This is a genomic window from Paenibacillus piri (genome assembly GCF_004354045.1).
Lineage (GTDB): Bacteria > Bacillota > Bacilli > Paenibacillales > NBRC-103111 > Paenibacillus_S > Paenibacillus_S piri.
Genome location: NZ_SMRT01000009.1, coordinates 260,047 through 286,664, shown reverse-complemented (window position 1 = coordinate 286,664; position 26,618 = coordinate 260,047). Strand labels below are relative to the sequence as shown.

Annotated in this window: 25 protein-coding genes; 4 read left to right on the top strand and 21 right to left on the bottom strand. The window is 53.3% G+C overall.

Going from position 1 to position 26,618, the window contains the following annotated elements; translation table 11 throughout:
* Nucleotides 1–323: 323 nt before the first annotated feature.
* Both E1757_RS19830 and E1757_RS19825 read right to left on the bottom strand, forming a co-directional pair.
* Nucleotides 324–1,145 (bottom strand): ABC transporter permease, encoded by an 822-nt coding sequence (locus tag E1757_RS19830; protein ID WP_133231268.1) that lies wholly within the window; start codon nt 1,143–1,145, stop codon nt 324–326.
* Between the two features lie 243 nt (nt 1,146–1,388).
* The gene (locus E1757_RS19825) at nt 1,389–2,534 is read right to left on the bottom strand and encodes a GNAT family N-acetyltransferase (protein WP_165972187.1); all 1,146 of its coding nucleotides are present in this window, start codon (nt 2,532–2,534) and stop codon (nt 1,389–1,391) included.
* 418 nt (nt 2,535–2,952) lie between these two features.
* On the opposite strand from E1757_RS19825, the gene E1757_RS19820 reads away from it, so the two are divergent.
* A complete protein-coding gene (locus tag E1757_RS19820) occupies nt 2,953–4,041 on the top strand; it encodes a glycosyltransferase (RefSeq protein ID WP_133231264.1) in 1,089 nt (362 codons plus the stop codon).
* Between the two features lie 60 nt (nt 4,042–4,101).
* Here E1757_RS19820 and E1757_RS19815 read toward each other — a convergent pair whose 3' ends face one another.
* The 5 genes from E1757_RS19815 to E1757_RS19795 form a co-directional block, all read right to left on the bottom strand.
* Complete coding sequence (locus E1757_RS19815) at nt 4,102–5,076, bottom strand: MraY family glycosyltransferase (RefSeq protein WP_181956667.1); 975 nt, start codon at nt 5,074–5,076, stop codon at nt 4,102–4,104.
* Between the two features lie 404 nt (nt 5,077–5,480).
* Complete coding sequence (gene gudD / locus E1757_RS19810) at nt 5,481–6,836, bottom strand: glucarate dehydratase (RefSeq protein WP_133231260.1); 1,356 nt, start codon at nt 6,834–6,836, stop codon at nt 5,481–5,483.
* A 21-nt stretch (nt 6,837–6,857) separates the two neighbouring features.
* On the bottom strand, nt 6,858–7,781 hold the full coding sequence (gene kdgD / locus E1757_RS19805) for a 5-dehydro-4-deoxyglucarate dehydratase (protein ID WP_133231258.1): 924 nt from the start codon (nt 7,779–7,781) through the stop codon (nt 6,858–6,860).
* Between the two features lie 45 nt (nt 7,782–7,826).
* Nucleotides 7,827–8,531: a FadR/GntR family transcriptional regulator gene (locus tag E1757_RS19800; protein WP_133231256.1), complete on the bottom strand. Its 705-nt coding sequence runs from the start codon at nt 8,529–8,531 to the stop codon at nt 7,827–7,829.
* Nucleotides 8,532–8,610: 79 nt separating this feature from the next.
* Nucleotides 8,611–9,504, bottom strand: a complete 894-nt coding sequence (locus E1757_RS19795; RefSeq protein ID WP_342774579.1) for a helix-turn-helix transcriptional regulator — start codon at nt 9,502–9,504, stop codon at nt 8,611–8,613.
* A gap of 155 nt (nt 9,505–9,659) precedes the next feature.
* Between E1757_RS19795 and E1757_RS19790 the strand changes: the two genes are divergently transcribed.
* On the top strand, nt 9,660–11,027 hold the full coding sequence (locus E1757_RS19790; RefSeq protein WP_246079307.1) for an MATE family efflux transporter: 1,368 nt from the start codon (nt 9,660–9,662) through the stop codon (nt 11,025–11,027).
* A gap of 124 nt (nt 11,028–11,151) precedes the next feature.
* Here the strand turns inward: E1757_RS19790 and E1757_RS19785 are convergent, their stop codons facing one another.
* The 3 genes from E1757_RS19785 to E1757_RS19775 form a co-directional block, all read right to left on the bottom strand.
* Nucleotides 11,152–11,937, bottom strand: a complete 786-nt coding sequence (locus E1757_RS19785) for a hypothetical protein (RefSeq protein ID WP_133231252.1) — start codon at nt 11,935–11,937, stop codon at nt 11,152–11,154.
* Between the two features lie 693 nt (nt 11,938–12,630).
* Nucleotides 12,631–13,470: a 1,4-dihydroxy-6-naphtoate synthase gene (locus E1757_RS19780; protein WP_133231250.1), complete on the bottom strand. Its 840-nt coding sequence runs from the start codon at nt 13,468–13,470 to the stop codon at nt 12,631–12,633.
* A complete protein-coding gene (locus E1757_RS19775) occupies nt 13,467–14,177 on the bottom strand; it encodes a futalosine hydrolase (protein WP_133231248.1) in 711 nt (236 codons plus the stop codon). The genes E1757_RS19780 and E1757_RS19775 overlap by 4 nt, the downstream gene beginning before the upstream one ends.
* A gap of 295 nt (nt 14,178–14,472) precedes the next feature.
* Here E1757_RS19775 and E1757_RS19770 point away from each other — a divergent pair, with 295 nt between their 5' ends.
* Both E1757_RS19770 and E1757_RS35880 read left to right on the top strand, forming a co-directional pair.
* Nucleotides 14,473–14,691 (top strand): hypothetical protein, encoded by a 219-nt coding sequence (locus E1757_RS19770; RefSeq protein WP_133231246.1) that lies wholly within the window; start codon nt 14,473–14,475, stop codon nt 14,689–14,691.
* A gap of 221 nt (nt 14,692–14,912) precedes the next feature.
* Nucleotides 14,913–15,080, top strand: coding sequence for a hypothetical protein (locus E1757_RS35880; RefSeq protein ID WP_165972186.1), 168 nt, complete (start codon nt 14,913–14,915; stop codon nt 15,078–15,080).
* 4 nt (nt 15,081–15,084) lie between these two features.
* Here the strand turns inward: E1757_RS35880 and E1757_RS19765 are convergent, their stop codons facing one another.
* The 11 genes from E1757_RS19765 to E1757_RS19715 all read right to left on the bottom strand — a co-directional run bounded on the left by E1757_RS19765 (nt 15,085) and on the right by E1757_RS19715 (nt 26,607).
* Complete coding sequence (locus tag E1757_RS19765) at nt 15,085–15,369, bottom strand: YkgJ family cysteine cluster protein (protein WP_133231244.1); 285 nt, start codon at nt 15,367–15,369, stop codon at nt 15,085–15,087.
* Between the two features lie 18 nt (nt 15,370–15,387).
* Entirely contained in the window at nt 15,388–16,173 is a 786-nt protein-coding gene (locus tag E1757_RS19760; RefSeq protein WP_133231242.1) for a VOC family protein, read from the bottom strand.
* 817 nt (nt 16,174–16,990) lie between these two features.
* A complete protein-coding gene (dgoD, locus tag E1757_RS19755) occupies nt 16,991–18,127 on the bottom strand; it encodes a galactonate dehydratase (RefSeq protein WP_133231240.1) in 1,137 nt (378 codons plus the stop codon).
* 29 nt (nt 18,128–18,156) lie between these two features.
* Nucleotides 18,157–18,996 carry a carbohydrate ABC transporter permease gene (locus E1757_RS19750; protein WP_133231238.1) on the bottom strand — a complete coding sequence of 280 codons (840 nt, stop codon included), beginning with the start codon at nt 18,994–18,996 and terminating at the stop codon, nt 18,157–18,159.
* Nucleotides 18,986–19,864 (bottom strand): carbohydrate ABC transporter permease, encoded by an 879-nt coding sequence (locus E1757_RS19745; RefSeq protein WP_220446509.1) that lies wholly within the window; start codon nt 19,862–19,864, stop codon nt 18,986–18,988. Before E1757_RS19745 ends, E1757_RS19750 begins: the two co-directional genes overlap by 11 nt.
* Before the next feature lie 68 nt (nt 19,865–19,932).
* The gene (locus E1757_RS19740) at nt 19,933–21,300 is read right to left on the bottom strand and encodes an ABC transporter substrate-binding protein (RefSeq protein WP_165972185.1); all 1,368 of its coding nucleotides are present in this window, start codon (nt 21,298–21,300) and stop codon (nt 19,933–19,935) included.
* Nucleotides 21,301–21,359: 59 nt separating this feature from the next.
* Complete coding sequence (gene dgoD / locus E1757_RS19735; RefSeq protein ID WP_133231234.1) at nt 21,360–22,493, bottom strand: galactonate dehydratase; 1,134 nt, start codon at nt 22,491–22,493, stop codon at nt 21,360–21,362.
* Nucleotides 22,453–23,565 carry a LacI family DNA-binding transcriptional regulator gene (locus E1757_RS19730; protein ID WP_133231232.1) on the bottom strand — a complete coding sequence of 371 codons (1,113 nt, stop codon included), beginning with the start codon at nt 23,563–23,565 and terminating at the stop codon, nt 22,453–22,455. Before E1757_RS19730 ends, dgoD (E1757_RS19735) begins: the two co-directional genes overlap by 41 nt.
* A 168-nt stretch (nt 23,566–23,733) precedes the next feature.
* Nucleotides 23,734–24,459 (bottom strand): sulfite exporter TauE/SafE family protein, encoded by a 726-nt coding sequence (locus E1757_RS19725; protein ID WP_133231230.1) that lies wholly within the window; start codon nt 24,457–24,459, stop codon nt 23,734–23,736.
* 343 nt (nt 24,460–24,802) lie between these two features.
* Entirely contained in the window at nt 24,803–25,732 is a 930-nt protein-coding gene (locus E1757_RS19720) for a hypothetical protein (protein ID WP_133231228.1), read from the bottom strand.
* Between the two features lie 113 nt (nt 25,733–25,845).
* The gene (locus tag E1757_RS19715; RefSeq protein ID WP_133231226.1) at nt 25,846–26,607 is read right to left on the bottom strand and encodes an SDR family oxidoreductase; all 762 of its coding nucleotides are present in this window, start codon (nt 26,605–26,607) and stop codon (nt 25,846–25,848) included.
* Nucleotides 26,608–26,618 lie beyond the last annotated feature (11 nt).

The window sequence follows — 26,618 nt, the reverse complement described above, 5'->3', positions numbered from 1 at the left end:
TTCCCAAGCACCAACACAAACGCGCCCTCGTCTTAACGGCAAGAAAACTTGTGCGTCTGGTCGATGTGCTGCTACGCAACGACCAACTTTATACGCCACGGAGGAAGGTGAACAACGCGAAGGGATAACGCCTCCTTTGTCAAAGTCCTTCATGGATTCCCAGTAAAATTCTGGTAAAAAATCGGATTTTAGGCTGGGTCTGATTTGATGCGTCCATTTTTCCTGACTGATCTACTTTACGGCCAAGAAAATTTCCAATTCGATTGAATCAGGGACTTGACATCATACCGCTGGACTTAGGGTTTCGTTTGCCCTTTTGTCGTTTATTTCATTTGGAAGCCGCTCGACATGACGTCGGCCGTAACGAATCTTTGCGCAGCCAACAGCAGAACGATCGTCGGCAGCGTTAAAATGATGGAGAAGACTGCCCCCGCCGTACTCGGATAATCGGAAATGATGGCGTACATGACAATCGGCATCGTACGGAAATCGGGAATTCCGACGAGGAACGTGCCCTGCGCTTCGTCCAGCGAATGCAGGAAGGTGAAGATCGAAGCGACCATAATTCCCGGAAGCGCCATCGGAAACGTAACGCTCCAAAATACGCGGAACGGGCTCGCCCCTACGTCTCTGGCCGACTCCTCCTGCGCTTGATGCACATTGCGGAACGCAGAGGACGGAATCCAGGTCATAAACATGAGCGTGTTCACAATATGGATCAGAACGACGCCTGCCATGGTGTTCATCAAGCCTACCTTGTAAAATAATACGGCGATGGACACATACAGCCCCATTTTCGGAAAAGCGTGCGTCAGCAGAAACGAGAATAGAAAAAAACGGCTGAGCGGAAAGCGGATGCGGGCAAAAGCGTATGCGGCGGGAATGCAGATAACGATCGATAAAGCGGTTACAATTGTGGCGATTAAGAAGGACAGCCCGATCGATTTGACGACCTCGTCTTTGGACAGCACGAATTTCCACCAATCAAGCGACCACGATTGCGGCAGGGCGGCCGGATACTGCCACTTCCCTGTAAACGCTAACAAAAGCAGGTTCAACAAAGGTCCCATAAAAAAGACGGCAAAAATGACGAGAATGATAAATTCGATCAGCTTGCGTTTACCGACGGCTTTGAAATACCACATGCCGGTTCAATCTCCCCTTTCTATCAATAAGCATGCAAGTCAGTTAAACCGGTTTAAGTAAAGTATGATAAGTAGGGTAAGCGGTTAACCTGATGTACCTAAATTATTAACAATATAACCCTTTTTGTCAATCCAAATTTTTCATATTGATGAATATTTTTATTTGTAAACGTTTTATTGCAAGAAAAAGGAATAAACCAAGCCGTCAGGCTTGGTTAAGCGATTTATCTATTCGTGCCGAACTTATACGAAATTCAGGCTTTCCGTAAACGGAAACGGCAGCGGAAACATCCGGGACAGCACCTGCTTCAGCTCGCCTTGTCCGACGATGGACGGGCCGTTGAACAGCAGCGCCGTTGCCCCGCGGTTTCCTACAGTTAACGTTTCACCTTTATATGCGATGCGGCAGCCGCCGCCCACTTCGGTCAGGCTTAATTCGGAAAGCGCCGCTTCGCCGAGCTGCTGTTCCATATAAGGCCGCAGCGTCTTCCACAGCCCTTGAAAATCAATCATCCGAATCGTCCCCGGAATCGTCTCCTCCGTGAAGGAGCAGCCGGCCGTTACGAGCGCTTCCGCCAGGGACGCTCTCGCCGCCATGACCGGGAAGCTTAGCGGCTGGAAGCCGAACATGCCCGCAATATGACCGAGCAGGCCAATGACCGCCTCGTCGCCGCCCGCATATTCGACGATTTCAACGACCGATTCGCCGTCCTTCTTCTTGACCGACCCGAACACGGCATACGCGGCCGCCTCCCCATCCGCCGTAAAGCTCAGCCAAATATGCTGCTCCGCCGGATAGTTGCTTAAAAACGCCGCGCTGCGAATGAGCTGCTCCAGCTCGGCATCCGTCCTCATGTAGTAGGCGCCGTCGGACTCCATCAAACGCAGCATGGCCGCTCGATCCCCGGCTCCGTCGTACGGTCGCATTGCATAGGCTTCCGTCTCAGCCGAGCTTGGCAGCTCTCCGGCGGAACGGATCGCAAACCGTTTGAGCCCGCCCACTTCCATGCCGTCGTTGCGGAGATACAGCCCTCTCGTTCCCGAGATGAGCAACAGCTGCGCCCCTTCCTCCGCGCATCGGGCGATGCTCCGTTTGACGAGAAGATCCGCATAATTGCGGCCTCTGTAGGCCATGTCCGTGCAAACCGATCCCATGCTTACGACAGGGATCGTACAGCCGGCGACAGACAGTCGGGCAGGCAGCAGTCCGACCAGTGACACCGGCTGCCCGTCCTCCTCGACCATCAGCAGCCGGTCGGCATTTTCATTGGCGAACAGCTGCGCATAAGCGGTTCCCATGGATGTCTGGCCCGGTTTGCGGAATATACGGTCGGCAAGCGCGACGAGCTGCCCGATATTTTCAGGTTTGGCGGATTTGACTATTGCCATCTTCATTCCCCCTGCTTTGAATAAATTCCAGGTGCAGTACGCACCGCTTATTGTAATCGTTTACACAGCGCCGGTCAAAAACGTTCGCCCTTTGAAGGCCGGCGAGAAATGCACGCTGCTTGTTCAGCGGGCTTTCTTGTTTCGTGCACATTCAAAGTGCCGTCCCGGCACCGGTTAAGCGCTTTTTCGTAATTATAAAGGAATTTAACGGCAAAGGGAAGCCATTTACGCAAAGTTGAACATCCCGTCCATCCCGATTGTCATTTAATCCATACCGGGCAAGCCGCTGCCCCGTTCCGCGATACGTATGACGAACCGGGCCGCAGCCCCGGTCCTTTTGGTACCGGTCGACATACAATAGTTGTAATTTCACCTGACCCGCAGAGCATGCGGATTTTAGTAAAGGAGGCAGTCCGTTATGACACTAGAGCAAGCGGAAGTCCGGCCGCGTCCGGCGCGCCGGCTGGCCGTTATCGATACCTTATTCCCATGGAAAATAAGCGGGTTCCGCTATTGGGAAAACATGCATATTTTCGGGCAAAGGCCCGACACATTGTTTTTTGCCATCCATCCGCACCACGATCATTTCCCCGCCGAAGTGTTCCATTTTAGCAAATTTAAAGAAATGGTCGTTACCGAAGGCATTACAGATGTTTACTGTGTGTTTATCAACCTTGCGCTAAGTTTGCTGGACCGCTGCTGCCTGCCCGACGGAACCTGGATGCCCGGTTCAAGCCCGGAGCTGAGCATCCGGCCGATTATGGAGGAGTACGGCCTTCGTTTCCATACAACGCTGTACCCGGGCGGAGGGCTTGGATTGGAGCCGCGCATTCAAACGGAGTTTTTGCGGCTGGCCGCCGACAATTGCACAACGGTATTCACCAATTTTGAAGAAGTGCTGCGGACGATCCCTTCGAGCCAGTATCATCCCGTCGCTATTCAAACCGGCCTGTACGCGTATGCGCCCAGGCTGCTTCCTGGGCCTGTCCAGATCACCTTTTGCGCGTTCAACTTCCCCAGAAAAGGATTTCCTTTATTAATAAAAGCGTTTAACATGCTGCCGGAAGGCTTTCATTTGCACATCGTCGGCGATTGGCAGGATCATCTGCATTTGATCACGAACCCCCGCTATACGTTTCACGGTCTTCTTGGGCCCGAAAGTCTGCGCAGCCTATATGCGGATACCCATGTATTCGTCAATTGCAGCGCTTACGACCAATATGCGATGGACGGCTTCCCTACGACAGCGGCCGTCGACGCCATGTCTTCAGGCTGTCTCCTCGTGACGACGAATCCGACCAACGACCGCCTGGTGCTTCGCCAAGGAATCGACTATATTGAAACGGAGCCGAACGAAGAGCGTCTTGCGGACATTTTGTTATGGGTGAAGGAGCATTGGGAGGAAGCGGCGGAAATCGCGGCGCACGGGGCCGCAACGATCAGAGAGCGATTTGACGCCGAAAAAATTGTACGCTCCAAGCTGCAGCATATGCTGGGCGATCGGTAAACCGCCCCTTTCTATGCCCAAATAAAAGGTTTCGCCGCCCTTAGGGGAACTGCCCACGAATCAGACTTGAAGCAGCAGCAAAATAATCGATGACAAGCTCAAGCAGACGCTGACGAGACAAAGAAAGACGACTACCTGCTTCGGGTTCAGTCCGAGCCGCAGCAGCCGGTAATGGGCTTGGCTTGCGTCCGCCTGATAGATCGGCTTTCCTTGCAGAAACCGCTTGATCACGACGAAGATGTTATCGAAGATCGGCACCCCTAAGGCCAGGATCGGAATAAACAGCGATAATACCGTTGCCTGCTTGAAGGCGCCGTCCAGCGCAATGACGCCGAGTATAAATCCGAGGAAGGTCGCCCCCGCATCGCCCATGAACACTTTGGCCGGCGGCTTGTTGTAGCGCAGGTAAGCGACCGATACGCCGATCAATATCATCGCCATGACCGCGGAATCGTTCTGCCCCTTCACCAATGCAACAACAAACAATGTCACGGCCGAAATCGCGGCAAGTCCGCCGGCGAGTCCATCCATTCCGTCCGTAAAATTAATGACCGTTGTCACGCCGAAAATCCAAAGAATCGTCAACACAAACTGCAGCCATTCCGGGAGCCCGATAAATTCCCCGCTGAATGGATTGTAAAAGCCGTCGAATGTAATTCCCGAAGCGTAGACGAGTACCGCGGCGGAAATTTGCACAATCATTTTGGGAAGCGCCGGGAAGTCCTTGCCATGCGTTTTGTACCAGTCATCGACCGTACCGATCACCAGCAATAGCAGCGAACCGCCTAATATGGCAGCCGTCTGTATCGTAAAGCCTTTGGAAAAGATTAAATATGTAACGGCAAAACCGGCAAAAATCGCGTAACTTGCGGTCAGCGGGATCGGTTCCCTATGTATTTTCCGTTCTACATCTTTTCGGGGCTTGTCCACAAAATCGAGCCGGAATGCCAAGCGGCCAAGCGGAGGAATGAGTAAGTATACGATAATAAAAGAAATCGTGAAGGCTGCTGCGTACAGGATAGGGACCAACTCCATTAACCAAGAATTAGGAAGTTCACTTCTACAATTATACACAATAACGAGTGCATCTGTCGATTTATGGTTGGTTATGCCACTGCAGCTTCAACGGGATCGACGGAAGAAACTGCACTTTTGCATTTTGGCATACAAAAAAGGAAGAGGCCATCCCAAAAGTTATTTTTGGATATTGGCCCCCACTCTAATATGAATTTGCTTGTAAAAAGCCGCTTCCATTCCCACTTAAATAGTGGTGCTGGAGGCGGCTTTGCCTATTTTGGGGACTGACTCACCGGTTGATCCCTTTATGGGACAGCCCCTTCTATTTTATGCTACCCATATTAAGCGCATACACTGCAACAACTTTCGCCTCTTTGTTTGCCCTGACCCGTCGATTACCGGGCATGCTGCCAATAAGACTTCTAGCGAACCAGACAAGGACGCTTGTTGTCAAATTTCCAGCCCGGAATCAAGTACTGCATGGCTTCGGCATCGTTGCGGGCGCCTAATCCTTTTTCCATATACAGACGGTGCGCCTTCTCGATTTGCTCCATATCCGCCTCGATGCCAAGTCCCGGCTTGTCGGGAACGGCCACCATTCCGCCTGTGATTTGCAGCGGCTCCTTCGTCAGTCGTTGGCCGTCCTGCCAGATCCAATGCGTGTCGATCGCCGTAATTTTGCCCGGCGCGGCGGCTGCGACATGGGTAAACATCGCAAGCGAAATGTCAAAATGATTGTTCGAATGCGAGCCCCACGTCAATCCCCATTCGTGGCACATCTGGGCTACGCGGACCGAGCCCTGCATCGTCCAGAAATGCGGATCGGCCAGCGGAATATCAACCGCATTCAGCTGGATCGTATGCCCCATTTGACGCCAGTCGGTAGCGATCATATTGGTTGCCGTAGGCAGTCCGGTCGAGCGGCGGAACTCGGTCATAATTTCACGTCCGGAGTAGCCGTTCTCCGCGCCGCAAGGATCCTCGGCGTAAGCGAGCACATGATGCTGGCCGCGGCACAGCCGGACCGCTTCCTCCAGCGACCATGCGCCGTTCGGGTCCAGCGTAATCCGCGCCTGCGGGAAACGCTCGGCCAATGCGGTTACCGCCTCGATCTCCGCATCGCCCTGCAGCACGCCGCCCTTCAGCTTAAAATCGTTGAAGCCATAACGCGCATGAGCCGCTTCGGCCAGCCGGACGATCGATTCCGTCGTCAACGCTTCTTCATGGCGCAGGCGGAACCAGTCATCCCGCTCGTCCGGTGCGCTCAAATATGGCAAATCCGTTTGGCTCCGGTCGCCTACGTAGAACAAATAGCCGAGCATCTCGACTTCTTTGCGCTGCTGTCCTTCTCCCAGCAGCGCAGCTACCGGCACGCCAAGGTGCTGTCCGAGCAAATCGAGCAGCGACGCTTCCAGCGCCGTGACAGCGTGAATCGCGATACGCAGGTCGAACGTCTGCAAGCCCCGCCCGCCCGAATCTCTGTCCTTGAACCGCTGACGTACCAAATTCAAAATATTGTTATAGCTGCCGATCGACTGCCCGATCACCAGGCCTCTCGCGTCCTCCAACGTTTGACGGATGCCTTCGCCACCCGGAACCTCCCCGATGCCCGTATGCCCGTCGTTATCCTTCAGGATGACGATATTGCGGGTGAAGAAGGGGCCGTGCGCCCCGCTAAGATTAAGCAGCATGCTGTCGTGCCCGGCAACCGGGATGACGAGCATTTCCGTAATGACCGGAGCCGAGCCCCGGACTTCGTTCCCTGATGATGGATTCATAGTCCCGCTCCTTCCGGCAGTTTATTTATTGTTCTTCGGAAACTTGTCGAATACGACTTTCAAAATTTGCTCCAGCTGCCGGTAATGCTCCTTCTCCACCGGAATAATCGGAGGGCGGACGGTCGTGCCTATCGGCAGACCGACAATTTCCATACCGGCTTTAATCAAGGCAACCGCGTAACCTTTCCGTTGTCTGCGAATCCGGTTAATCGGCAATATCGCGTACTCGTACAATTCGTTCAACAGCTCTTTATTGTTGCTGAACAATGCATTGTAGAACAGCCTGGATATATGAGGAATGTAGTTCGATATAGCGGAAGAATAAGATTTGAAGCCAAGATTGACATAAGCCGGCATCGTCACCTCGGCCATCGGCATGCCGTTCAGCCAACCGAGACGGTCTCCGATCGTTTGCGTCATTTCGATATTGGTATCCATGCTGCCCAGGCCGTCTTTAAAGCCGACCAGCTGAGGATGCTCCAGCAGCTTTTGAAGCGTTTGCAAATTGAGCACACAATTATCCCGCTGGTATACAATCGCATTCAAATCGGTGCTGCGGATAATCGTGTCCAAATAATTGTGCAGACCGGCCTGCTCCGGTTCGATCAAATAGGGAGGCAGAATGAGGTAGCCGTCGGCTCCCAGCTTCTGCGATAGCTGCGCCAGCTCCAACGCATTGCTGATATTGCCGCCGACGCCGGTATAAACCGGAACCTTGCCTTTCGCCGCAGCAATAGCGACTTCCACCATCGTCTCGTAATCGCTGCGGGATATGGCGTGGAATTCCCCCGAGCCGCAGGCGATAAAAATTGACGACAGCCCCTCTTCAATCAAAAACTGAATATTGGCCTCCAGCGCATTTGTGTTCAGCTTGCCGTCCGTATCCATCGGAGCGACCGGAAATCCCAAAATGCCGGCAGGCGCTTTTCTTTCGATCGTGCTCATTGTTTTTAGCCACCCTTTCAATAATGGTTTAAGTTGCCGTACGGATTAGCTTTCGTTAAGCTTTTTCAATACTTTGGCGCGCACATGATTGAGATGAAGGTACATGCTGGAAGCAGCGGCGATCGGATCTCTCTTTTTCAGCGCTTCGAAAATGGTCCGGTGCTCCTGCAGCGTGACCGAGTGGTCGCGGTCCGTCAGCGAAATTTGGTTCAACGTTTCATCGAACATGTTGAGCAGCGGATCAATGCTTCCTTCCAGGATCGGATTATTGGCGCTGAACGCGATCGTCCTGTGAAATTCCCTGTCGATATCCAGGTAGTCTTCCTTATGATCGGACATCGATGTTAAAAGCGCTTCCAGCAATTCCAGCTGATCGTCTGTAATTTTTTCCGCAGCCATTGTAACCAGCCCAAGCTCCAGCGCCATTCGGGCTTCCATCACGGACGGAATATCACCCGCGGACAATGCGAGCATAATGGAGAAAGGCTTGCTCCCGATCTTGTTGGCGAAATAAGTGCCTTCCCGCGTCTTCCTTTGAATGACTCCCATCGTCTCCAGCGAGCTCAGCGCTTCTCTCAGCACAGGCCTGCTAACATACAACAGCTCGGTAAGCTCGCTTTCGGTCGGCAGCTTGTCGCCCGGATTCAGCTGGCCGCTGGTCAGCAGTTCGATAATTTGGTCAACCACCTGCTTCGCCATCGTTTGACGCTTGACCGACTTCATTCTCAATTCTTTCTTTTCAACTTCCATGTGATAACCTCATTTGTAAATGCGAGTTTATTGCTTAATTCAACCATACGTCATATTGTAAGACAAATTAAATTGTACGTCAATTCAAATCATTCAACTTCGTCCGGAATCGCTGACGATAGGCGCGCGGCGAAATTTGCTCATATTTGACAAAGCTGGAGCTGAAATACGAAGGCTGATGGAAGCCGACCTCCTCGGCGATGCGGGCTACCGGCAAATCCGACTGCAGCAGCAGCAGCTTGGCCTGCTCCAGCCGGTACTTCATCAAATACTCAAAAGGCGAACAGCCGAATTCCTTTTGCATGCAGCGGGCAATGTACACCGGATGAAAATTTAACACTTCCCCCAGCGTCTGCGCCTTGATGTCTTCCTTATAATGAGTGCGCAAAAACGCTGCCGCCTGATCGGCGACATTTGCGCCGGGCAGTACCGCATTCAGATCGAGCGACTGGTTCAACAGCTCGAGAATTTGCTGAAAAATGAGCTGATGCTTCCACCGCGCCCAGTTGTTATGCGATTCAAGCTCCAGCGCGGAAAGCTGCCGCAGCTTCTCGTACATCGGTCCCGGCTGCTGCAGACGAACGAACTGAGGAATTTGAATCGTGAAAGTTTGCACCGTCAGCCTATTTATTCCAGAGGTGTCCAACTGCGGTTCGGCAACCGCGTGCTCGGAGCTTACCCACTTCCCGTCCGTATTGAAATGAAGCCAGAAATGGCCTGTCTCCGTCCTGCAGCCTTCTGTCGGATAATGATGCCGGTCAGGACGGAGAATGAGCGCATGCCCGGCAGCCACCTCGTATTGGCGTTCCTCCTCGCCGATATACAGACAGCCGTGCATAACGACGAGCAGATCGAAAACGCCGATATTCCGACGGTTTAAATGTTTACCGCCCCGTTGGAATGTCGTAAACCCGCCGGCGACATAATGCGGCAGCGGCGGAGCGGTGAATTGGAGAATCGACACGCTACCCATCTCCCGTTTCATCAAGTTGGAATGTTGAAAGTTTTGGTTCAAAAACTTACACTTTAACATCAGTTTACCCTTTATAATGTGAAATGACCAGTTCGGTTTATAGGAGACGCGCGACATAAATAGAACGCGTGAAGCATGGAGATGGAGGAAATCATATGTTTAAAAAAGCATCGGAGATGTCTCTGTGGATGCTGGCTTGGCCAGTTTTTCTGGAGATGATGCTGCAGTTTTTGCTGGGGACGGCAGACACGTTGATGGTCAGCCATATTTCCGACGATGCAGTTGCGGTCATCGGAATTTCCAGCCAGCTGTTCGCGGCCGTCAACATCCTGTTTATGGCGGCCGCCAGCGGAGCCGGTATTCTTGTAGCCCAAAGACTCGGCGCCGGTAAAGAAGCGGAAGGCAGACTGATCGGGATTATCGGCGCGAAGCTGTGCCTCGGATTGGGAGCCGTACTCAGCGTACTGCTCTATTTTGGAGCGGGGCCGATTGCGCGGATGCTGCAGCTCCCCGCACAGCTGCAACCGCTCGGCGAGACATATATTTCGATAGTCGGCGGGGGCATGGTGTTTATGGCTGCCATGGCGGGGCTTGGGACCGTGGTCCGCAATACGGGCAATACAAGGGGACCGATGTATGTCGCCATCGGGATGAATATTATTCATATCGGCACCAACTATGTCGCTATTTACGGAGCATTCGGCATTCCGCCGCTCGGGTTGGAGGGCGTTGCCTTTTCCACCACTTTCAGCCGGCTGGTTGGCGCTTTGGTCATGTTTATGTTGTTTTGCAGCTGCTTCCGGCAAAAAATCGAGTGGAAAGACTTTCGCCTGTTCGACCGCGCCTTATTTAAAGAAACGGTTAAAATCAGCTGGCCGCTCGGCGTCAACATGTCGTCCTGGTGCTTTACCCAGCTCGTCATCTTTGCGCTGATTGCGATGATCGGTTCCAAGGAATTGAGCGCGCGAACGTATATGAATACGATGGAATCGTTCTGCTTTTTGATCGGCTATTCGATCGCATTGGCCGGCCAAATCCGCATTGCGCATCTGTTTGGCTCGGGCGATTATCAGGCGGCTTACCGCTGCGCCTACCGCGTGATCTGGATCGGGCTCATCTTTGTTCAGGCCAATGCGCTGCTCGTTTATGTATTCGGCGAGGAGGCGATCCGGCTGTTTACTTCGGACCCGGAAATTATTGGAATGGGCGTCTCTCTGCTCGCAATCAACCTGCTGCTGCAGCCTGCCAAAATGCTCAATATGGCGCTCGTTAACGCCTTGACGGCTGTTGGCGACACCCGCTATGTGATGATCGTCGGTTTCTTTGTCATGTGGTCGGTAGCCGTTGGCTGCTCGTATTATTTGGCTGTATATTTGGGCTGGGGCTTGCACGGCATTTATGCGGCAATGATTGCCGACGAACTGCTGCGCGGACTGCTGGTGCTTGCGCGGTGGAGAGCCAAAAAGTTTATGATTCCGTCGACCGCCGGAGTGAAGGCCGGCTCTACGGTTTATACTTCGTAATAGCGAAGAAAGAGAGACTGTCGATTAATTGTGGGAAAACTCGCCCTGAAGTCATCCTCCAAGCCTTTATCCCCTTTAATCTACAGTCTCAAAGAGGCGGCTGGAATTATTCCGGCCGCCTCATTCATTTCGCATGTACTTCACTGTAACGCTTCATCCGCATTTCCTCGGTAATTCGCGGGCATGTATAGCAATGCCGATCTTTTCCCGGAAGGCAATAAAATAAACAGCATTTCGCACGGATCAAAATCGGCTTCTCCGGATCGAGCGTATTGTCCGCCTGGCGAAAATCGGTTATTAGCGGAAAACGATCGAGACCCGGGTATCTTTCCTGACTGAATGTGCCGAGCAGCTCCGCAAAATCGTCCTCAATCCTGCCGCGATCCGCCTCGGTCAGCGCATCGTTATGCAGCCATTCGTTTTTCCAGTAAGCCAACGAGTACGATAACGTCGCCCATAACGTATCTTCGCCCGCCCGTGTCAGCTCGACAACCCGACGCAGCATCGGACACACCTGATCCGCAATCAGACGATCGAAATAAACCGTTCGCCTCCGCTCGTCTCCCTGCAGCCCACCCAGCCATGACGGCTCTTCCGCCCGCGCCGCCGCCAGACGAAGCGCGTTATCGTTCCAGACCAGCTTAACAAGCTCCGGCGACAGGTCGATCGCTTTGCGGCAATGTATATAACCGTGCAGTGCCCCTGCGATGATCAGGCAGTATCGTTTGAAAAACAACGAGCCGGCCACCTGCAGCGCCGGGGCGCTTAAATCGTCGGCGAATGAGTGTATAAACGGGAAAAACGCGTCATCATTCATCAAATCCCGAAGCGCCAGCACCGTACCTGCTTCCGGTTCGGTGAATGAAATGCCGTAACGTGCGGCCCAAGCCGGATAAGTCACGTTGTGCATGAACGTCCTACTCCTTTTAAAGCATGTGTCTGCTTCTATTGATAGCATCATGATTTTGCAAAATTAAACCACACTGCTGCTTTCCATCGAAAAAACACTATTGTTTGAGAAATAAAAGCTTGCTGCCGGTTTCCATGTTAAGACTGACTTACATCGAGGAAAATATGTACAATGCTGCATCTTTATACTGATAATGATAATCAGTCTCTCTCCCGTTGTCAATCGGATTATTGTCCGGCCGTCGGAAGCTTTTCCGGAACTTACCGGAATTTAAGCTAACCGTGTTATCAACACTGAATCGTGCGAGCTTACCTGCGCATGCGGACCAGAACGGACGGCTTCGTCGTCCTTCAAGGGCGGAGGCGTTTATCAAGATTGGCAAAGCAAAGAAGTATGGAGCTTATTGTTTCTTTACAATGGTACTTTATAATGAACAAAGTCCCCCAAATGTGAAGTGAAGCCCTGAAGCGAATTCCGCTAACCCGTATCCACCGGGTTTCGTCAAGATTGCAAGCAACTCTTGACCTTACTTTTGGGAGAGCCCTCGATTATGCACGGAATATGCTGCGCATAATTTCCTAAATAACAAAAAAAAGCCCCTCCGATTTTCAGTCAATGGAGGGACTTTTCAGACGATCCATTTATGCCGCGCAAGCGTATGGCTGCATGGTTGCAGGCGGCGATGGCAATGCGTTACCGCAGGAGCGCCGGATCGATTTTCGGCACAAGCCCTTCATCCGCTGCCCGGCCCAGCAGTGCCGCAATGGCGGCGTAGCCGCTCTCGCCAAGATCGGCGGTAAATTCGTTCACATACAGATCGATATGCGCTTGAGCTACCTGCGGGTCCATTTCCTGCGCGTGGCTCAGCACATATTCGCGCGACTCCTTGGGGTGGGCCCAAGCATAATCGACGGAAGCTTTGATCCAGCCGGCGATCGCCTGCCGGTCCAGCGTCCGGCGTGCGATAATCGCCCCAAGCGGAATCGGCAGACCGGTATCCGTCTCCCACCAGCTGCCCATATCGGCCAGCATCGTCAAGCCGTAATTCGGATACGTGAAACGGGCTTCGTGGATCACCAACCCGGCGTCTATGCGGCCGTCCCGCACCGCCGGCATAATTTCATGAAACGGCATAACGACAATTTCGCCGACGCCTCCCGGAACGTTTTGCGCCGCCCACAGCCGGAACAATAAATACGCGGTGGAGCGTTCGCTCGGAACCGCTACCCGCTTGCCGCTGATGACGGCCGGCCCTTCGTCTGCAGCAGAACGGTCGGCCGTCAGCACAAGCGGCCCGCAGCCCCGGCCCAGCGCGCCGCCGCATGGCAGCAGCGCGTATTCCGACAGCACCCACGGCAATGCCGCATACGAAATTTTCAGCACGTCCGGTCCGTCGGTGCTTGCCGCCAAGCTGTTCGTGATATCGATATCGGCGTATAAAATATCGAGCTCCGGCGCGCCGGGGATGAGCCCGTGCGCCCAGGCATGAAATACGAATGTATCATTCGGACAAGGAGAAAATGCGATTTTCATGCTAACACCTCCACGAGTACTGTGCTTGCTGCTTCCAAAGCTTTCAAAGCGTCGCCGATCCGCCACGCGTCCCGGTCGCGGGGCCCGACCGCGTTGGAAATCGCGCGGATTTCCAACGCGGGCAGGCCGCAGTTCCGGGCTGCGACCGCAATGCCGAAGCCTTCCATCCCTTCGGCCGCCGCGCCGGGTACCCGCTTCTCCAATGCGCGGGCGGTCTCCGTCGTACCGGTCACGGTCGAGACGGTCAGCACGGGGCCGCTGACGGCCTGCAGACCTGCGGCGCGGAAGGCCCCTGCCACCCGTTCCGCCAGAGCGGAATCCGCGTCGATCCGGGTGAAGCCGAAGCCGAGCTCGTCCAGGCTCAGGAAGCCTTCGGGCGTCTCCGCTCCCAGATCGGCGGCGACCATCGCGTCCGACACGACCAACGAGCCGAGCTCCGCCCTGCCGGCAAAGCCGCCGCCGATACCGGCGCTTACGACCAGCCCGTATCCGGCGGATTGCGCAGCCGCGAGGACAGCGGCCGTACTGGCCGCGGCTAAGATCGGACCTACGCCCGCCGTCATCACGTCAAACCGGCTGTCCCCCTTCAGCCCGCGCAGCACGGCTTCCTTTTCCGCCTCCACGGCGGTCATTACAAGTACCCGCGCCCGTCCCGACGATCGTTCGGAGCCTGAGCTCCCATTCGATATATCGATGAATTCATCCATCGTCTCTTTACTCCCTTGCTGCTTTTGTCGGTATCCAATAGAGACAGTCTCAGCACACCTTGCGGCATCACGAAAACCGTCATCCGAAAACAATTATATGTAAATAATGATATAAATCCGATAGTTCCATTATAAAGTACCGTCCCCGATTATCAAGTAAGTCCCGACAGTTCGTCCTCAACCGCGATACTATTCGACATGAAATTGAGTGAAAAGCCATTTTGTGAATTTTGGAAAAAAGGAATAATTTTAACTTATTGGATTATTATGGTATACGGAGGGAATGAGGTCGCGGGTGAAAAAGCGTATGCTATGCGGATTAAAGCTACTTGTATCGACAATTTTTGGACTGGTTGCTGCCAACGCAGCTGCAGAATCGAAGCCGGACATTACGGCCAATGCCATTAAAATTTCTGATACCATTCTCAAGTCGCCGCTGCAGCTAGACCTGGTCGTTGGAAATTCAAAAGATGTCAGCCTTAATTGGAACCACCAGCTTCCTTTTGGCATTTAGCAAGGCCGTGCAGCTGTCGGGAAGGACGGGATGCTGTATCTTGGAGCAACCGGCCTGGCGCTTCTGACCACCTTTCACCTCATCTCCGCCTGTTCAACAGGCAGCCTCCTCCCAAATCCCCGGAAATAACCGTACCGGCACGAACTGTATAAGTATGAAACGGAAGGGAGAGCTTATCGAGTCCCGCCTTCCATGAATACAGTATCCCCAGGGGGAACTTTATGAGATTTGTAACGAAAACGCGAATCGAGCATCTTCAGCAGCTAATCCGGTCGATGGAGGATCGGCAAAAGCGGCAGGAAGCTTTGCATATCCTTGAATCGATTCAAAGGGACATCGAAGAAAACTATGCCGAAATTCAAAAGCCCATCCGGTTGTATGAAAAATAGAACGCTACCGCCGCTCAAAAATCCGCTTTGCGTTTGAAGGGCTGGTAACCTCCTCCAACGCCTTCAATATCAAGAACGCTTCCTCGTCGGAGCTGCCGCACATCTCCTTTGACGGCTTTAAGCTGCCGCATACGGCCGGCCGTTCCGGCTTGCCGAACAGCTTGCAGCCGTTCTCGTCGGTAAGCTGCACACAGCGCACGCCCGCAGGCTTCCCGTTCGGCATGCCCGGAATGGGTGACGATATTGATATGACGATGCAGCAAGCCCCACAACCCAGTCTGCAATCCATCGCCGCAGCCTCCTATAATTAACTTTCTTGGCATACCATGACAAGGTTGCCGTCCGGATCGGCCAACGTAAAATAGGCAACGGTGTTCAATCGCTCGATGCCATGGAATATCGTCATTCCGCGATCGGCCGCATAGCTGTAGGCGGCATCGATATCGTTCGAGTCGAACATGAACGGGATTTCAAACGTCTCGCCGCGACGTGCGCGGTTGTCATCCAGCAGCAGATGAGCGCCGCGCGAAGTGGGGACGATGCAGATGGACGAGTCTGCGGCATCGTCCGGCAGAGCCACGCCGAGCAGATCGCTGATCCAATCGGCTGCAGCCTTCATTTCGCGCACGTTGATGAACACGCCTCCGATGCGCGGTCGAATCGGGCTTGCACTTTCCGGCGGGGCCGAGTCCTGTCCGCCGCCTTCCGACCAGCAGGCCATATAAGCCCGGCCATCCGGGGCACGGAAGTTAAAATAAGCCATTCCGGGATGACGCTCCGGTTCAAATAGCGGCTCCGCCTTGCTTTTGACGTATTCGTAAGCGCTATCAATGTCGTCGGCAGCGAGCATGACGAGCGGCTGCATATCTTCGCGCCAGTCCGGATTTTTCCTGTTGTTCGCATTGTTGTCAAGTACAAGTCCAGTCCCGGGGAGAGGGAAGAAATATACAGGCCCTCCGTTCAACTGGTTTTCCTGCAGCGGCAGGCCGAGCAATTCGCTGTACCATGCCGCGGCCCGGCGTAAATCCGAGACATGCACGAAAATGCTGGCGATCCGGTTTTGCAGCGGGATCGGGTTAGCTCTCGTTTCCATAAGACACTCTCCTGTTGCGGCGGCGCCGCATGGGTGGAATCCGCCTCACAGGGAGACGGTAGGCAATAAACCGCTTATACTTCCAATCTCTTTTTAATCTACCATATTCATCCATACCGTTCCACCATTTTTAACGACAGAACTTACGTTCCCATTATTTGGATATATATTGTAAAATATTTCTATTTTTTCGCATAGAATGCCGCTGCCTAAACACATTCCAGGATAAACGGCTTCGCCGTCCTTAAGGGACGTGCGTGTTTATCATTCCTTCCGTTCTTCGATTCGGCTTCGTTTCCTTAAACGCCCTCCAGTCCATCGATACCACCTAATTTTCTAGTCTAACGGACACTATGCCTCCTTATTTGTGACCGAATATACGATTTCCAAATGTAACGGACCTAAGAGTACTTATCCCGTTGAAAACGGGACCAATGCGCGTCTGGCGAGTCCGGTAAGGTCACGCATGTCCGTTACAATTTTAAAACGATAAAATAGCAGCAAATAACGGCGCTCAGGAGACTATCGATTGAAGGACGAGAAAGGCTTTGGAGATGACTTCGAAGCTCAAACACGTTTTATTGCCTTTGCCTTGATTTGATTAGACTTTTCGGTATCAAGGCAATAAAAAACTCGCCCTGAAACCATTCTCCAAGCCCTTATCCCTATTAATCGACAGTCTACTCAGGTCCTTAACACCGGAATAGGCGTTTCCCCGCCGCATGTCGACCGCGTATGCGGGAAACGGACAAAACAAAACCGCCCGGCAAACACCATAACGATGTGCCGGGTGGCCTTGACCTTCCCATTCGCCGGATTACCAATCCGCGACCGATTGATCGTCTTCGTGAATCCAGTAAGGCAGCTTCCAGTCGCCGGAGTACAGCAGCGGGGCAAGCTTCTCCTCGTCCAGCTCTACGCCCAGACCCGGTGCGGTCGGCAGCTCGATATAGCCGTCCTTCAATACGAACGGCTGCTTGATCAGCCCTTCGCCGAGTGTAATTTGCTCCTGCGCCACGAAGCTTGGAATGGTCGCGGACAACTGAATGCTTGCCGCCAGATTGACCGGCCCAAGCGGATTATGCGGCGCGAAGCCCGTGTAGTACACCTCGCCCATGGCTGCGATTTTTTTCGCCTCGGTAATGCCTCCGCAATGTGCAAGATCCGGCTGTATAATAGCTGCAGCCTGCTTTTCCAATATATCCTTGAACCCCCATCGGGTATACAGTCTTTCGCCGGTCGCAATCGGAATCGTCGTCGATCGCGCAATCGTTACCATTGAATCGACATTTTCCGGCAGACACGGCTCCTCGATAAACATCGGTTTGAACGGCTCGAATTCCTTGATCAGCTGCATCGCCAGCGCAGGACTGACCCGCCCGTGAAAATCGATGCCGAAATCGATATCCGGTCCGATCGCCTCGCGCAATGCCGCAATCCGCTGTGTCTGACGGTCGATGAAGCCTTTCGTTTCGAGAATATGCGCCGGTCCCGGAAGCGCCGTTTTGATCATCGTGTAGCCTTCCTGAACCGCCTGTTTCGCCAGCGCGATAAACCGGTCCATGTCGTCGGTGGCCGCTTTTTCATCGGTGTTCACGTGCTTGTAGACACGGATCCGATCCCTTACGGCTCCACCCAGCAGCTTATATACGGGCAAGCCCAGGCTTTTCCCCCATATATCCCACAACGCCTGATCGATGGCGCTGATCGCGCTGCACATAATGGCTCCGGCCCGGTAAAACGTGCCCCGGTACATCAAATTCCACAAATGCTCGATCCTTCTCGGGTCTTGGCCAAGCAGCAAATATTCAAAATCATGCACCGCCATTTCAACAACCCGCGCCCTGCCCTCCAGGCAAGCTTCGCCGATTCCGGTAATTCCTTCGTCAGTGTGTATTTTCAGAAACGAGTATTTCGGCTTCACATGTATAATTTCCAGCTTCGTAATTTTCATCGTGCCACCTGTCCTTTTCCTCGAAATCGTTATGATTTGACCGCGCCTGCCGTCAAGCTGCTGATCAGAAACCGTTGAAAAAACAAAAAGATGATCGTAAGCGGAATGATCGCCACGAGCGAGGCGGCCATCATATCGTTCCACATAATTTTATATTGGCCGATCAGCTGTCCGATCCCGACCGGCACCGTTTTCATCGTTTCCGACTGCGTCAGCACAAGCGCGAACATGTACTCGTTCCAACCCGTTATAAACGAATAGATCGAGGTTGCGGCTACACCGGGCAGGCTGAGCGGAAACACGATTTGCACAAATGTCCGGAACCGGCTGCAGCCGTCGATGGCGGCCGCCTCATCCAGCTCCTTCGGTATGCTTTGAAAATAGCCGAGCATCATCCACGAGCAAAACGGAATCGTAAACGAAATATAAGTCATAATGAGCGCCGTATGCGTGTTGATCAGCCCGAGCGTTTGAATAATTTTATAAAAAGGGATCAGCAGCATAATCGAAGGAAACATTTGCGTGACGAGCAGAAACGTCAGAAACAGGCCTTTGCCCTTAAAATGAAACCGCGAAGCGCCATATCCCGCCAGGCAGGAAAACACCAGCGAAATGACTGTCGACAACGATACGACAATAAAGCTGTTTAAAAAATAGCGGGCAAACGGATAGTCGGTCCAAATACGCTGATACGGAGCTATCGTCGCTTCCATCGGAATCCATCTCGGCGGAATGGTAAAAATTTCGGTGTCGTTCTTCAACGACGTCGACAGCATCCATAGCACCGGGATCAGGACGGCAATGCCCACCAGCGCCAAAATCGCGTACGATAGACTGTTTTCCAGCAATATGCGTCGTTTATTTATCATCTGTCAAGAACCTCCTGTACAAATAGCTGATGACGAAACAGATGATGAATACAAGAACCGCCGTCGCCGCCGCCCGACCGAACCGGAAATCCGTGAACGCGATCTTGTAAATATCGATGCTGATCACGCTTGTGGCGTCAACCGGCCCTCCGGCCGTCAACAGCCAGATGATGGTAAAATGCTTGAACCACCATACGGTTTCCAAAATAATCGTTACCAGCAGCACCGGCATAAGTCCGGGCAGCGTAATGTTGCGGAACAGCTGCCACTTATTGCCGCCGTCGATTTCACCGGCTTCGTACAAATCTTTGGAGATGGATTGCAGTCCGGCCAAAACGAGAATCATGACCAGCGGATAGCCTTTCCAAATACAGGCGATCACGACGCCGACCATAGCAAAGCCCGGGTCGTCCAGCCAAGGAATCGGATCCTTGATCAGATGCAGTCCCTGCAAAATGTAATTGAACAAGCCGTACAGCGGATTGTACATCCACTTCCAAAGCAGCGCGACCACAACCTCGGGAAACAGCCACGGTAAAATGAGAACGGCCCGGAAAAACAACCGGAACCGGATGTTCATATTGAGCAAAATGCCGAGCAGCGTCCCGACAACCATGTTGCCGATAACGACCATGAAGGCGAATTTGAACGTAAGGCCGATTTTATGAAAAAACTCGGGATCCGACAGGGCCTGCGTATAATAACGAAGCCCGACCCATTTCCATTTGTTGATGAGATTCGTATCGAAACCGCTGATATAGACGCCGAATACTAACGGATAGGCGATTAGCACAAGCATCGTAAGCAGCGCCGGCAATATAAACCAGTACCCCGACCAAGGAGCTTGATATGCGTATGACCTTCTCACTGAGCCTACCTCCTTCTTCGCTTTATACGGGAAGAGCCCGGGGGCTCCTCCCTATAAAACAGCCTCCGCTACTTGTTGTTCTTGATTTCGTTTTGCGTTGACGCCGCCGCCTTCTTGGCCGCATCCTCCGCGCTGGCTTGCTTGGCGATGACAGCCTGGTAGCCCTCCGCCGCCGCAACCTGCACGTTCGCGTAGAACGGCACATTCGGTACCTGGAACGCGAAATCCATCGCTTTCAGGAAGCCTTCGAGCGCCGGGCTTTTGATCTGCGAATCGTTGCTGGCTTCGAGTCGGGTCGGGAATCGGCCCGTTACTTTGTTCCATTCCAGCTGGTTTTGCTTTTCCAAAATAAATTTGATGTAGTCCGCAGCTTCTTTCTTATACTTGCTCTTGGCCGAGACGGAGAAGCCGAGCATGCCGAGTACGGATGAGGAGCTTTTGCCCGGAGCGTGCGGCAGCGGTGCGCCTGCGAGCTTGCCTTCCAGCGCCGGATTTTGCTTCAGGATGGCTCCGATCGAATGAGGCCCCGTTACCATCATCCCTGTTTTTTCCGATGCCATCAGGCTGACAGCCTCGGCGTATGACGTTTGCAGCGGGCCCGGCGGCACGACATCGTACTTATTGACCAGGTCGCCGTACAGCTGGAACGCCTGCACCGCTTCCGGCGAACTGAACTGCGTATTCGCCCATTCCTTCTTATCGTTCTGGACCAGCTCCGCTGCGCCGAAGGTGCGCATGATCGGAATGAAGCGCGAGCCGCCGGAGCCGTTTTTCGAGCCGACCATGGCGAAGCCCCAACGGTCCTTTTTGCCGTCTCCGTCCGTATCCTTGGTCAGCTTTTTCGCCGCTTCGACGAATTCGTCCCATGTTTCAGGCGGCTTGATGCCTTCTTTTTCAAACCAGTCCTTGCGGTACAGCAGCCCGGTCGGAATCGTAAAAAACGGCGCGAACTGCAGCTTGTTGTCCAGAACGGCTTCCTTCAATGTAGCGGGATGAAAGCCCTTCACATAATCCGCTCCGAGCAGCGAATTCAAATCTTCGGTCAGGCCCATTTCATAAGCTTTGGCGTAAAATTCCGGGCTGTTGACGAAAATGTCGGGCATATCGCCGCCCGTTGCCATCGTAATGATTTTGCCGTATACGTCGTTCATCGGAATGCCGATAAATTCGATTTTTATGTTCGGGTTTTTGGCCATGTAATCGTCGGCAAATTTCTTTTCCACTTCGCCTTCCGGCTTTTCGACCACGGTCGGAGAAATGATCCTCAGTGTAACCGGCCCGCTGCTCTTGGCCGGCGCGGAGCTGTTTTTCGTCTGATCTCCGCCCTGGGCGCCCGATTGATTGCCGGTCGATGCGCCTTCCTGCGAAGAGCAGCCGGCCGCCAGCATGGATGCAATAATTGTAAGCGCTGTCAATCCTTTTACAGCTTTTTTCATTGAAAACCCTCCCATTTATACATTGATTTTATTACGAAGCGGGAAAGGCAGGCTTGTGCCTACCAATCCGCAACGGAACCGTCCTCATGATACAATCGCGGGGTATCCCAGTTGCCCTCATACACTCGCTCCTGCAGCGCCTCTTCATCCAGCTCGATGCCGAGACCGGGCCCTTCGGGCACTTGAATATAGCCGTCGACGATTTGAAAAGGCTTCTTCAGGAATCCGACCCCCAAATCCGACCGGTCATGGATCGTAGGATGCTCCTGAATAATGAAATTGGGCGTGCATGTATCGAGCTGCAAGCAGGCCGCCAGTGATATCGGTCCCAGCGGGTTGTGGGGCGCAACTGCGCCGTAATGGCTTTCCGCCATCGCCGCAATTTTTTTCGATTCCAGAATGCCTCCGGCATGGCATAAATCCGGCTGGACAATGGATACCGCTTTCTTTTCGATCAGCTCGCGAAAGCCCCATTTCGTAAACAACCGCTCGCCCGTGGCGATCGGGATCGTCGTCGACTGCGATATTTTAACCATTTGATCCACATTTTCAGGCAGACACGGCTCCTCGATAAACATCGGATAATACGGCTCGAAGGCGGCTGCCAGCCGAATCGCCATCGCCGGGCTCACCCGGCCGTGGAAGTCGATCGCAATATCCATCTCGCTGCCGACCGCCTTGCGGATCGAAGCCAGACGTTCGACCTGCCGTTCCAAATACGCCAAATTGTCGACGATTTGCACGGGCGCTTCGAGCCCGATTTTGATGGCGGTAAAGCCCTGCTGCTTGCGCTCCAGCGCAGTACGGACCGATGCCTCCACCGTATCGCCGTGACAGTGCGCGTACATGCGGATTTTATGGCGGCATGCTCCGCCCAGCATTTCATACACCGGCATGTTGTAAAATTTTCCCTTAATATCCCAGAGCGCCTGCTCGATTCCGCTGATTGCGCTTACAAGTACGGGACCTCCACGGTAAAAAGCGCCACGGTACATCGCCTGCCAATGATGCTCGATGCGAAGCGGGTCCGCTCCGATCAAGTACGATTCCAGCTCGCGGATGGCCGATTCGACCGTCAGCGCTCTTCCCTCCACAATCGGTTCGCCGTAGCCGACCAACCCTTCATCCGTATGCACTCGTAAAAACAACCATCTAGGCTTTACGTGAATTAATTCCAGTCGAGTGATTTTCATTCGTCTTCTCCTTCGCCGCAGAATGATCGGTTAATTGGACTACCGAAGCCTCGTCCGCCGATTGTTTGGGATGCAGTTCGGCTGCCGAATGGCGGATGATCAGCTTCGGCATGATCTCAATCTTTTTCGGCTTTTTCGGCTTTTTGCTTTGCAGCTTCTGGATAAGCAGCGATGCAGCCTTAACTCCCATCTGAAAGGCGGGAACCGCAACGGTCGTCAGGGGCGGATCGAGCAGCGGAGCCCATTCGGAATCGTCGTATCCGACGACCGAAATATCGCCGGGCACATCCAGTCCCGCCTGTCTGACCCCCTTCAGCACATCCAAGGTCAGATGCATATTCGTCGAAAAAATCGCGGTCGGACGATCCGGCCTGTTCAACAGCTCGAGTACCGCTTCAACTCCGGTGCCTTTGCCCGCTTTGCAAATTTTAATGAGCGATTCGTCCAAAGGCAGCCCGTGCTTGCGCAGCGCTTCCTTATAGCCTTCGAGTCTTTCTCTGCGGACCGAATTTTCCAGCGTAAACAAAATCGTCCCGATCCGCGTGTGGCCGAGCTGAATCAAATGCTCCATCGCCTCGACCGCTCCGGCTACCGTATTGGTCACCACCTGATCGGATACAACCTCGTCCCAGGTGCTGTCCGCAAACACATACGGTATGTCCAGCGAGGTCAACAGCTCGTCGACCTGCTTGTGCTGGCGGATCGGACTGACGATAAGTCCGTCGACCCGTTTGCTCTTCATCATGTGGATATTTTCCAAGTCTTTCTCGGGATCCCAGGCCGATTCGCTGACCATCAGACCGTATCCGCTGCGCATACATTCCTCCTGCACGCCTCTCAGCGCGACGGACCAGAACGAGTTCAAATCGCCGACGACAAGGCCGATGACCTTCGTCTCTTTCTTCTTCAAGCTCTGTGCGAGCGAGTTGGGCCTGTAGTCAAGCTCCTTGATCGCCTGCTCGATTTTCCCCCTCATCTCTTCCGACATATACTGGAAATTTCCGTTGATCACTCTGGAAACCGAGCTCTTGGATACGCCTGCCAATTTGGCTACATCATCAATTGTCGTCATCGCTGCTACCTCTCTAAAACCGGTATCTGAAACCGTTCTCTAAAACCGATTTCAGAACTCATGATACTTTACCCCGGCTTTTCCTGTCAAGGGAAAATTTTTGCAGAGGGGGGCGACCTCTCCCCCTGGACCTGCCGCTGCAAGCAAACTTCAAATTGGAAAACAAATTCAATTAAACGCCGTCCACAGCATGGAAACTCCGGAACACAACAAGAGAATATCCAGTACATACCGGAACGAAACAATGCTCATACGCTGCACAACACGCTTGGCAATGAACGTGCCTGCCATGAGTGTGGAACCTACAATAACCCCTTGCAAAAACAGTTCGGCCGGGAGCGCTCCCAGCTCGCGGAACGTCACGACTTTGGTAACATAAAGCACAAACGAGCTGGCAGCTTCCGTAGAAAGAAATGCGCCTTTCATTAATCCGTAGGAGGTGAACGCCGGCACGCTGAGAGGGCCGGTCGAGAGAACGATACCGGTCAAAAAACCGATAATCCCCCCGGCGATGGAAAGCTGCCATAAGCGAATGCGTAATTTTTTGGCATCGAGCCAATGCCGCACAGGAATCATAGCCACAAAAAAAATGCCGAGCCCGATATCGACTACATGCACCGGCAATACCCACAAAGTTCTGGCGCCCATTGCTGCGGCAGCCGCGCCGGTAATGGAGTAAGCGGCAAAAGCTTTCCAATCGATTTCACGCCACCAGGCCATAACTCTTGAAATGTTCGCCATGACAGCGGCTACTGCCATAATGGGTATGGCTTGCTTGGGGCCAAATGTAAAAACAAGTACAGGCAGCAGCATAATGGATGAGCCTGTCCCAATAACGCCGCTGATCGCTCCTGCTGCCAATCCTACAAATAATACGAATACATATTCCCCCAATAACAACACTCCTAACAAACCATATGGAATGACCGCCAAAAAATGAATCAGTTGATTTGATCCTAACACAAAGACAATCGATGATCGACAGGAAATTTCAGAAATATGCTGCGCATAATTTCCTAAACAACAAAAAAAGCTCCGTTGATACAGGAGCTTTCTTAACTGTCCGGACATGCTTGTCCGTCCCTGGCCCTATTCGCTTGTTTCAACCTGAACGTTAAAGGCCGCAGCAGATGAATGTCCGCTAGCAGCACTACTGTACCGGTTGCGTCATTCCCGCGGCAGGACAGGCCGATTGGTCATGCCGCCGCCTCGGGCAAACTGGACTACAATATTACAATTATTTATCCAATAGAATCCATGTATCCCATTCGTGCACGCTGACACCCCGGAACGACGGATGGCCGCTCATCGCCGCTTTTAACGCATCCAGCTGGCTTTGCATGGCGGTTTGGCTTCTTCCGTAGAAGGTGCCTTTCGGGTCCCCGCTGTTTACCGTATCGACGGCCATAAGCACGGGAACGCCCGCCCTGTCCGCTTCGGCGATTTCATCCTTGACCGATTCGGCCATAACCTTCGCATCGTCGAAGTAAGCCATGAGCGTCACCTGATCCATCCGTTGAATAAACCAGTCGGACAGCGTCGTTCTCCCGCCGTAGCCATCCCGGACTTCAAAGGAATTAAGCCAAACCGGCATGTCCATGCCGACGGACAAATTGGAATCCGATTGAACCTCCTGCTTAAAGCCGCTGACCGTATCCATCCATAGTCCGATGACGGCGTCGGAATTTTGCCGCCACTCCGGCAGCACGTAAGGCTCAACGTCCAGATGAATACCGTTGAACCGTTGATCGGGCTGGACATTGCTGTTATACCGTTTTACCCAATCGATGAACGCGTACATTTTTTTATTATGCTCGGGGAGCACCCAGTTCGGCGCGCCGCTTAAAGCGCGCACCTCAATTCCTTTTGCGCTCGCCTTGCGGATAAAGCTGCTATAGTAAACCTCAGGGAATTGCAAATCGACAAACAAGTAAACGCGGTTTACCCCTTTGTCGCTCAACTGCTGCAGTGTGCCGTCGGGATCCTTCTCAATGAAATACGGATTCCACATCCATGTGCCCACAATTTGCGGGGCGTCCGCCGCAGCAGCTGTGCCGACGGTTTCGCCCGGCAAGGCAAAGCCCGTCATTGCCTGAAAAGCCAACATACATCCCAATACCGTCTTCCCTGCACGTCTGAACCATCGATGCCGCAATTTCTTTTCCACTCTTCCGCTCCTTCTCTGTAAGTTTTGACCGGGCTTGCAAGAGCAGACCCTTATAAAGGGTTCGCGGAAAATTCCGGAAATGAGGGGGCATGTTTTAAGAAGGATGCTCCGCACTAGCGACCCATCCAGCCTCCGTCCACGACCAGCATATGTCCGTTCACATAATTGGACGCCTCGGACGCCAAATAAATAACCGCGCCTTTAAAATCGTCCGGGTCGCCCCAGCGATCAGCCGGGATGCGGGCCATTATTTGCGGATTGCGGACAGGGTCCTGAATCAACGCGGTGTTCATCTCGGTAGCAACATAGCCCGGAGCGATCGCATTGACATTCACATGATGCTTTGCCCATTCATTCGACAACGCTTTCGTCAATTGGGCAACCGCTCCTTTGGAAGCCGCATAAGCCGGCACCGTGATTCCGCCCTGAAAGGAGAGCAGCGATGCCGTATTAATGATTTTCCCCTTGCCTCTCGGCACCATAAAACGGCCCGCCTGCTGGCATAGCAGCCAGACGACCTTCAAATTGATTTGCATGACCTCGTCCCAGTCGGACTCCGGAAAATCGACGGACGGCGAGCGGCGCTGAATGCCCGCATTATTGACCAAAATATCAATCGCCCCGAACTCGGAAACGACGCGGGGCACGGCCGATTTCACCTGATCGGTATCGTTCAGATCGCATGGGATGATGACGCATTTTCTGCCCAACCGTTCGATCTCTTCTTTGAGCTCCGTCTGCTCGGGCGATCTTTGCAGCAGCGCCAGATCCGCGCCGGCTTCCGCCAGAGCGATCGCCATAGACCTCCCGATTCCTCTTGTCGCCCCGGTGATGGCGGCTGCTTTGCCTTCCAGATCAAATAATTGATGTCCCATTTGAATGCACT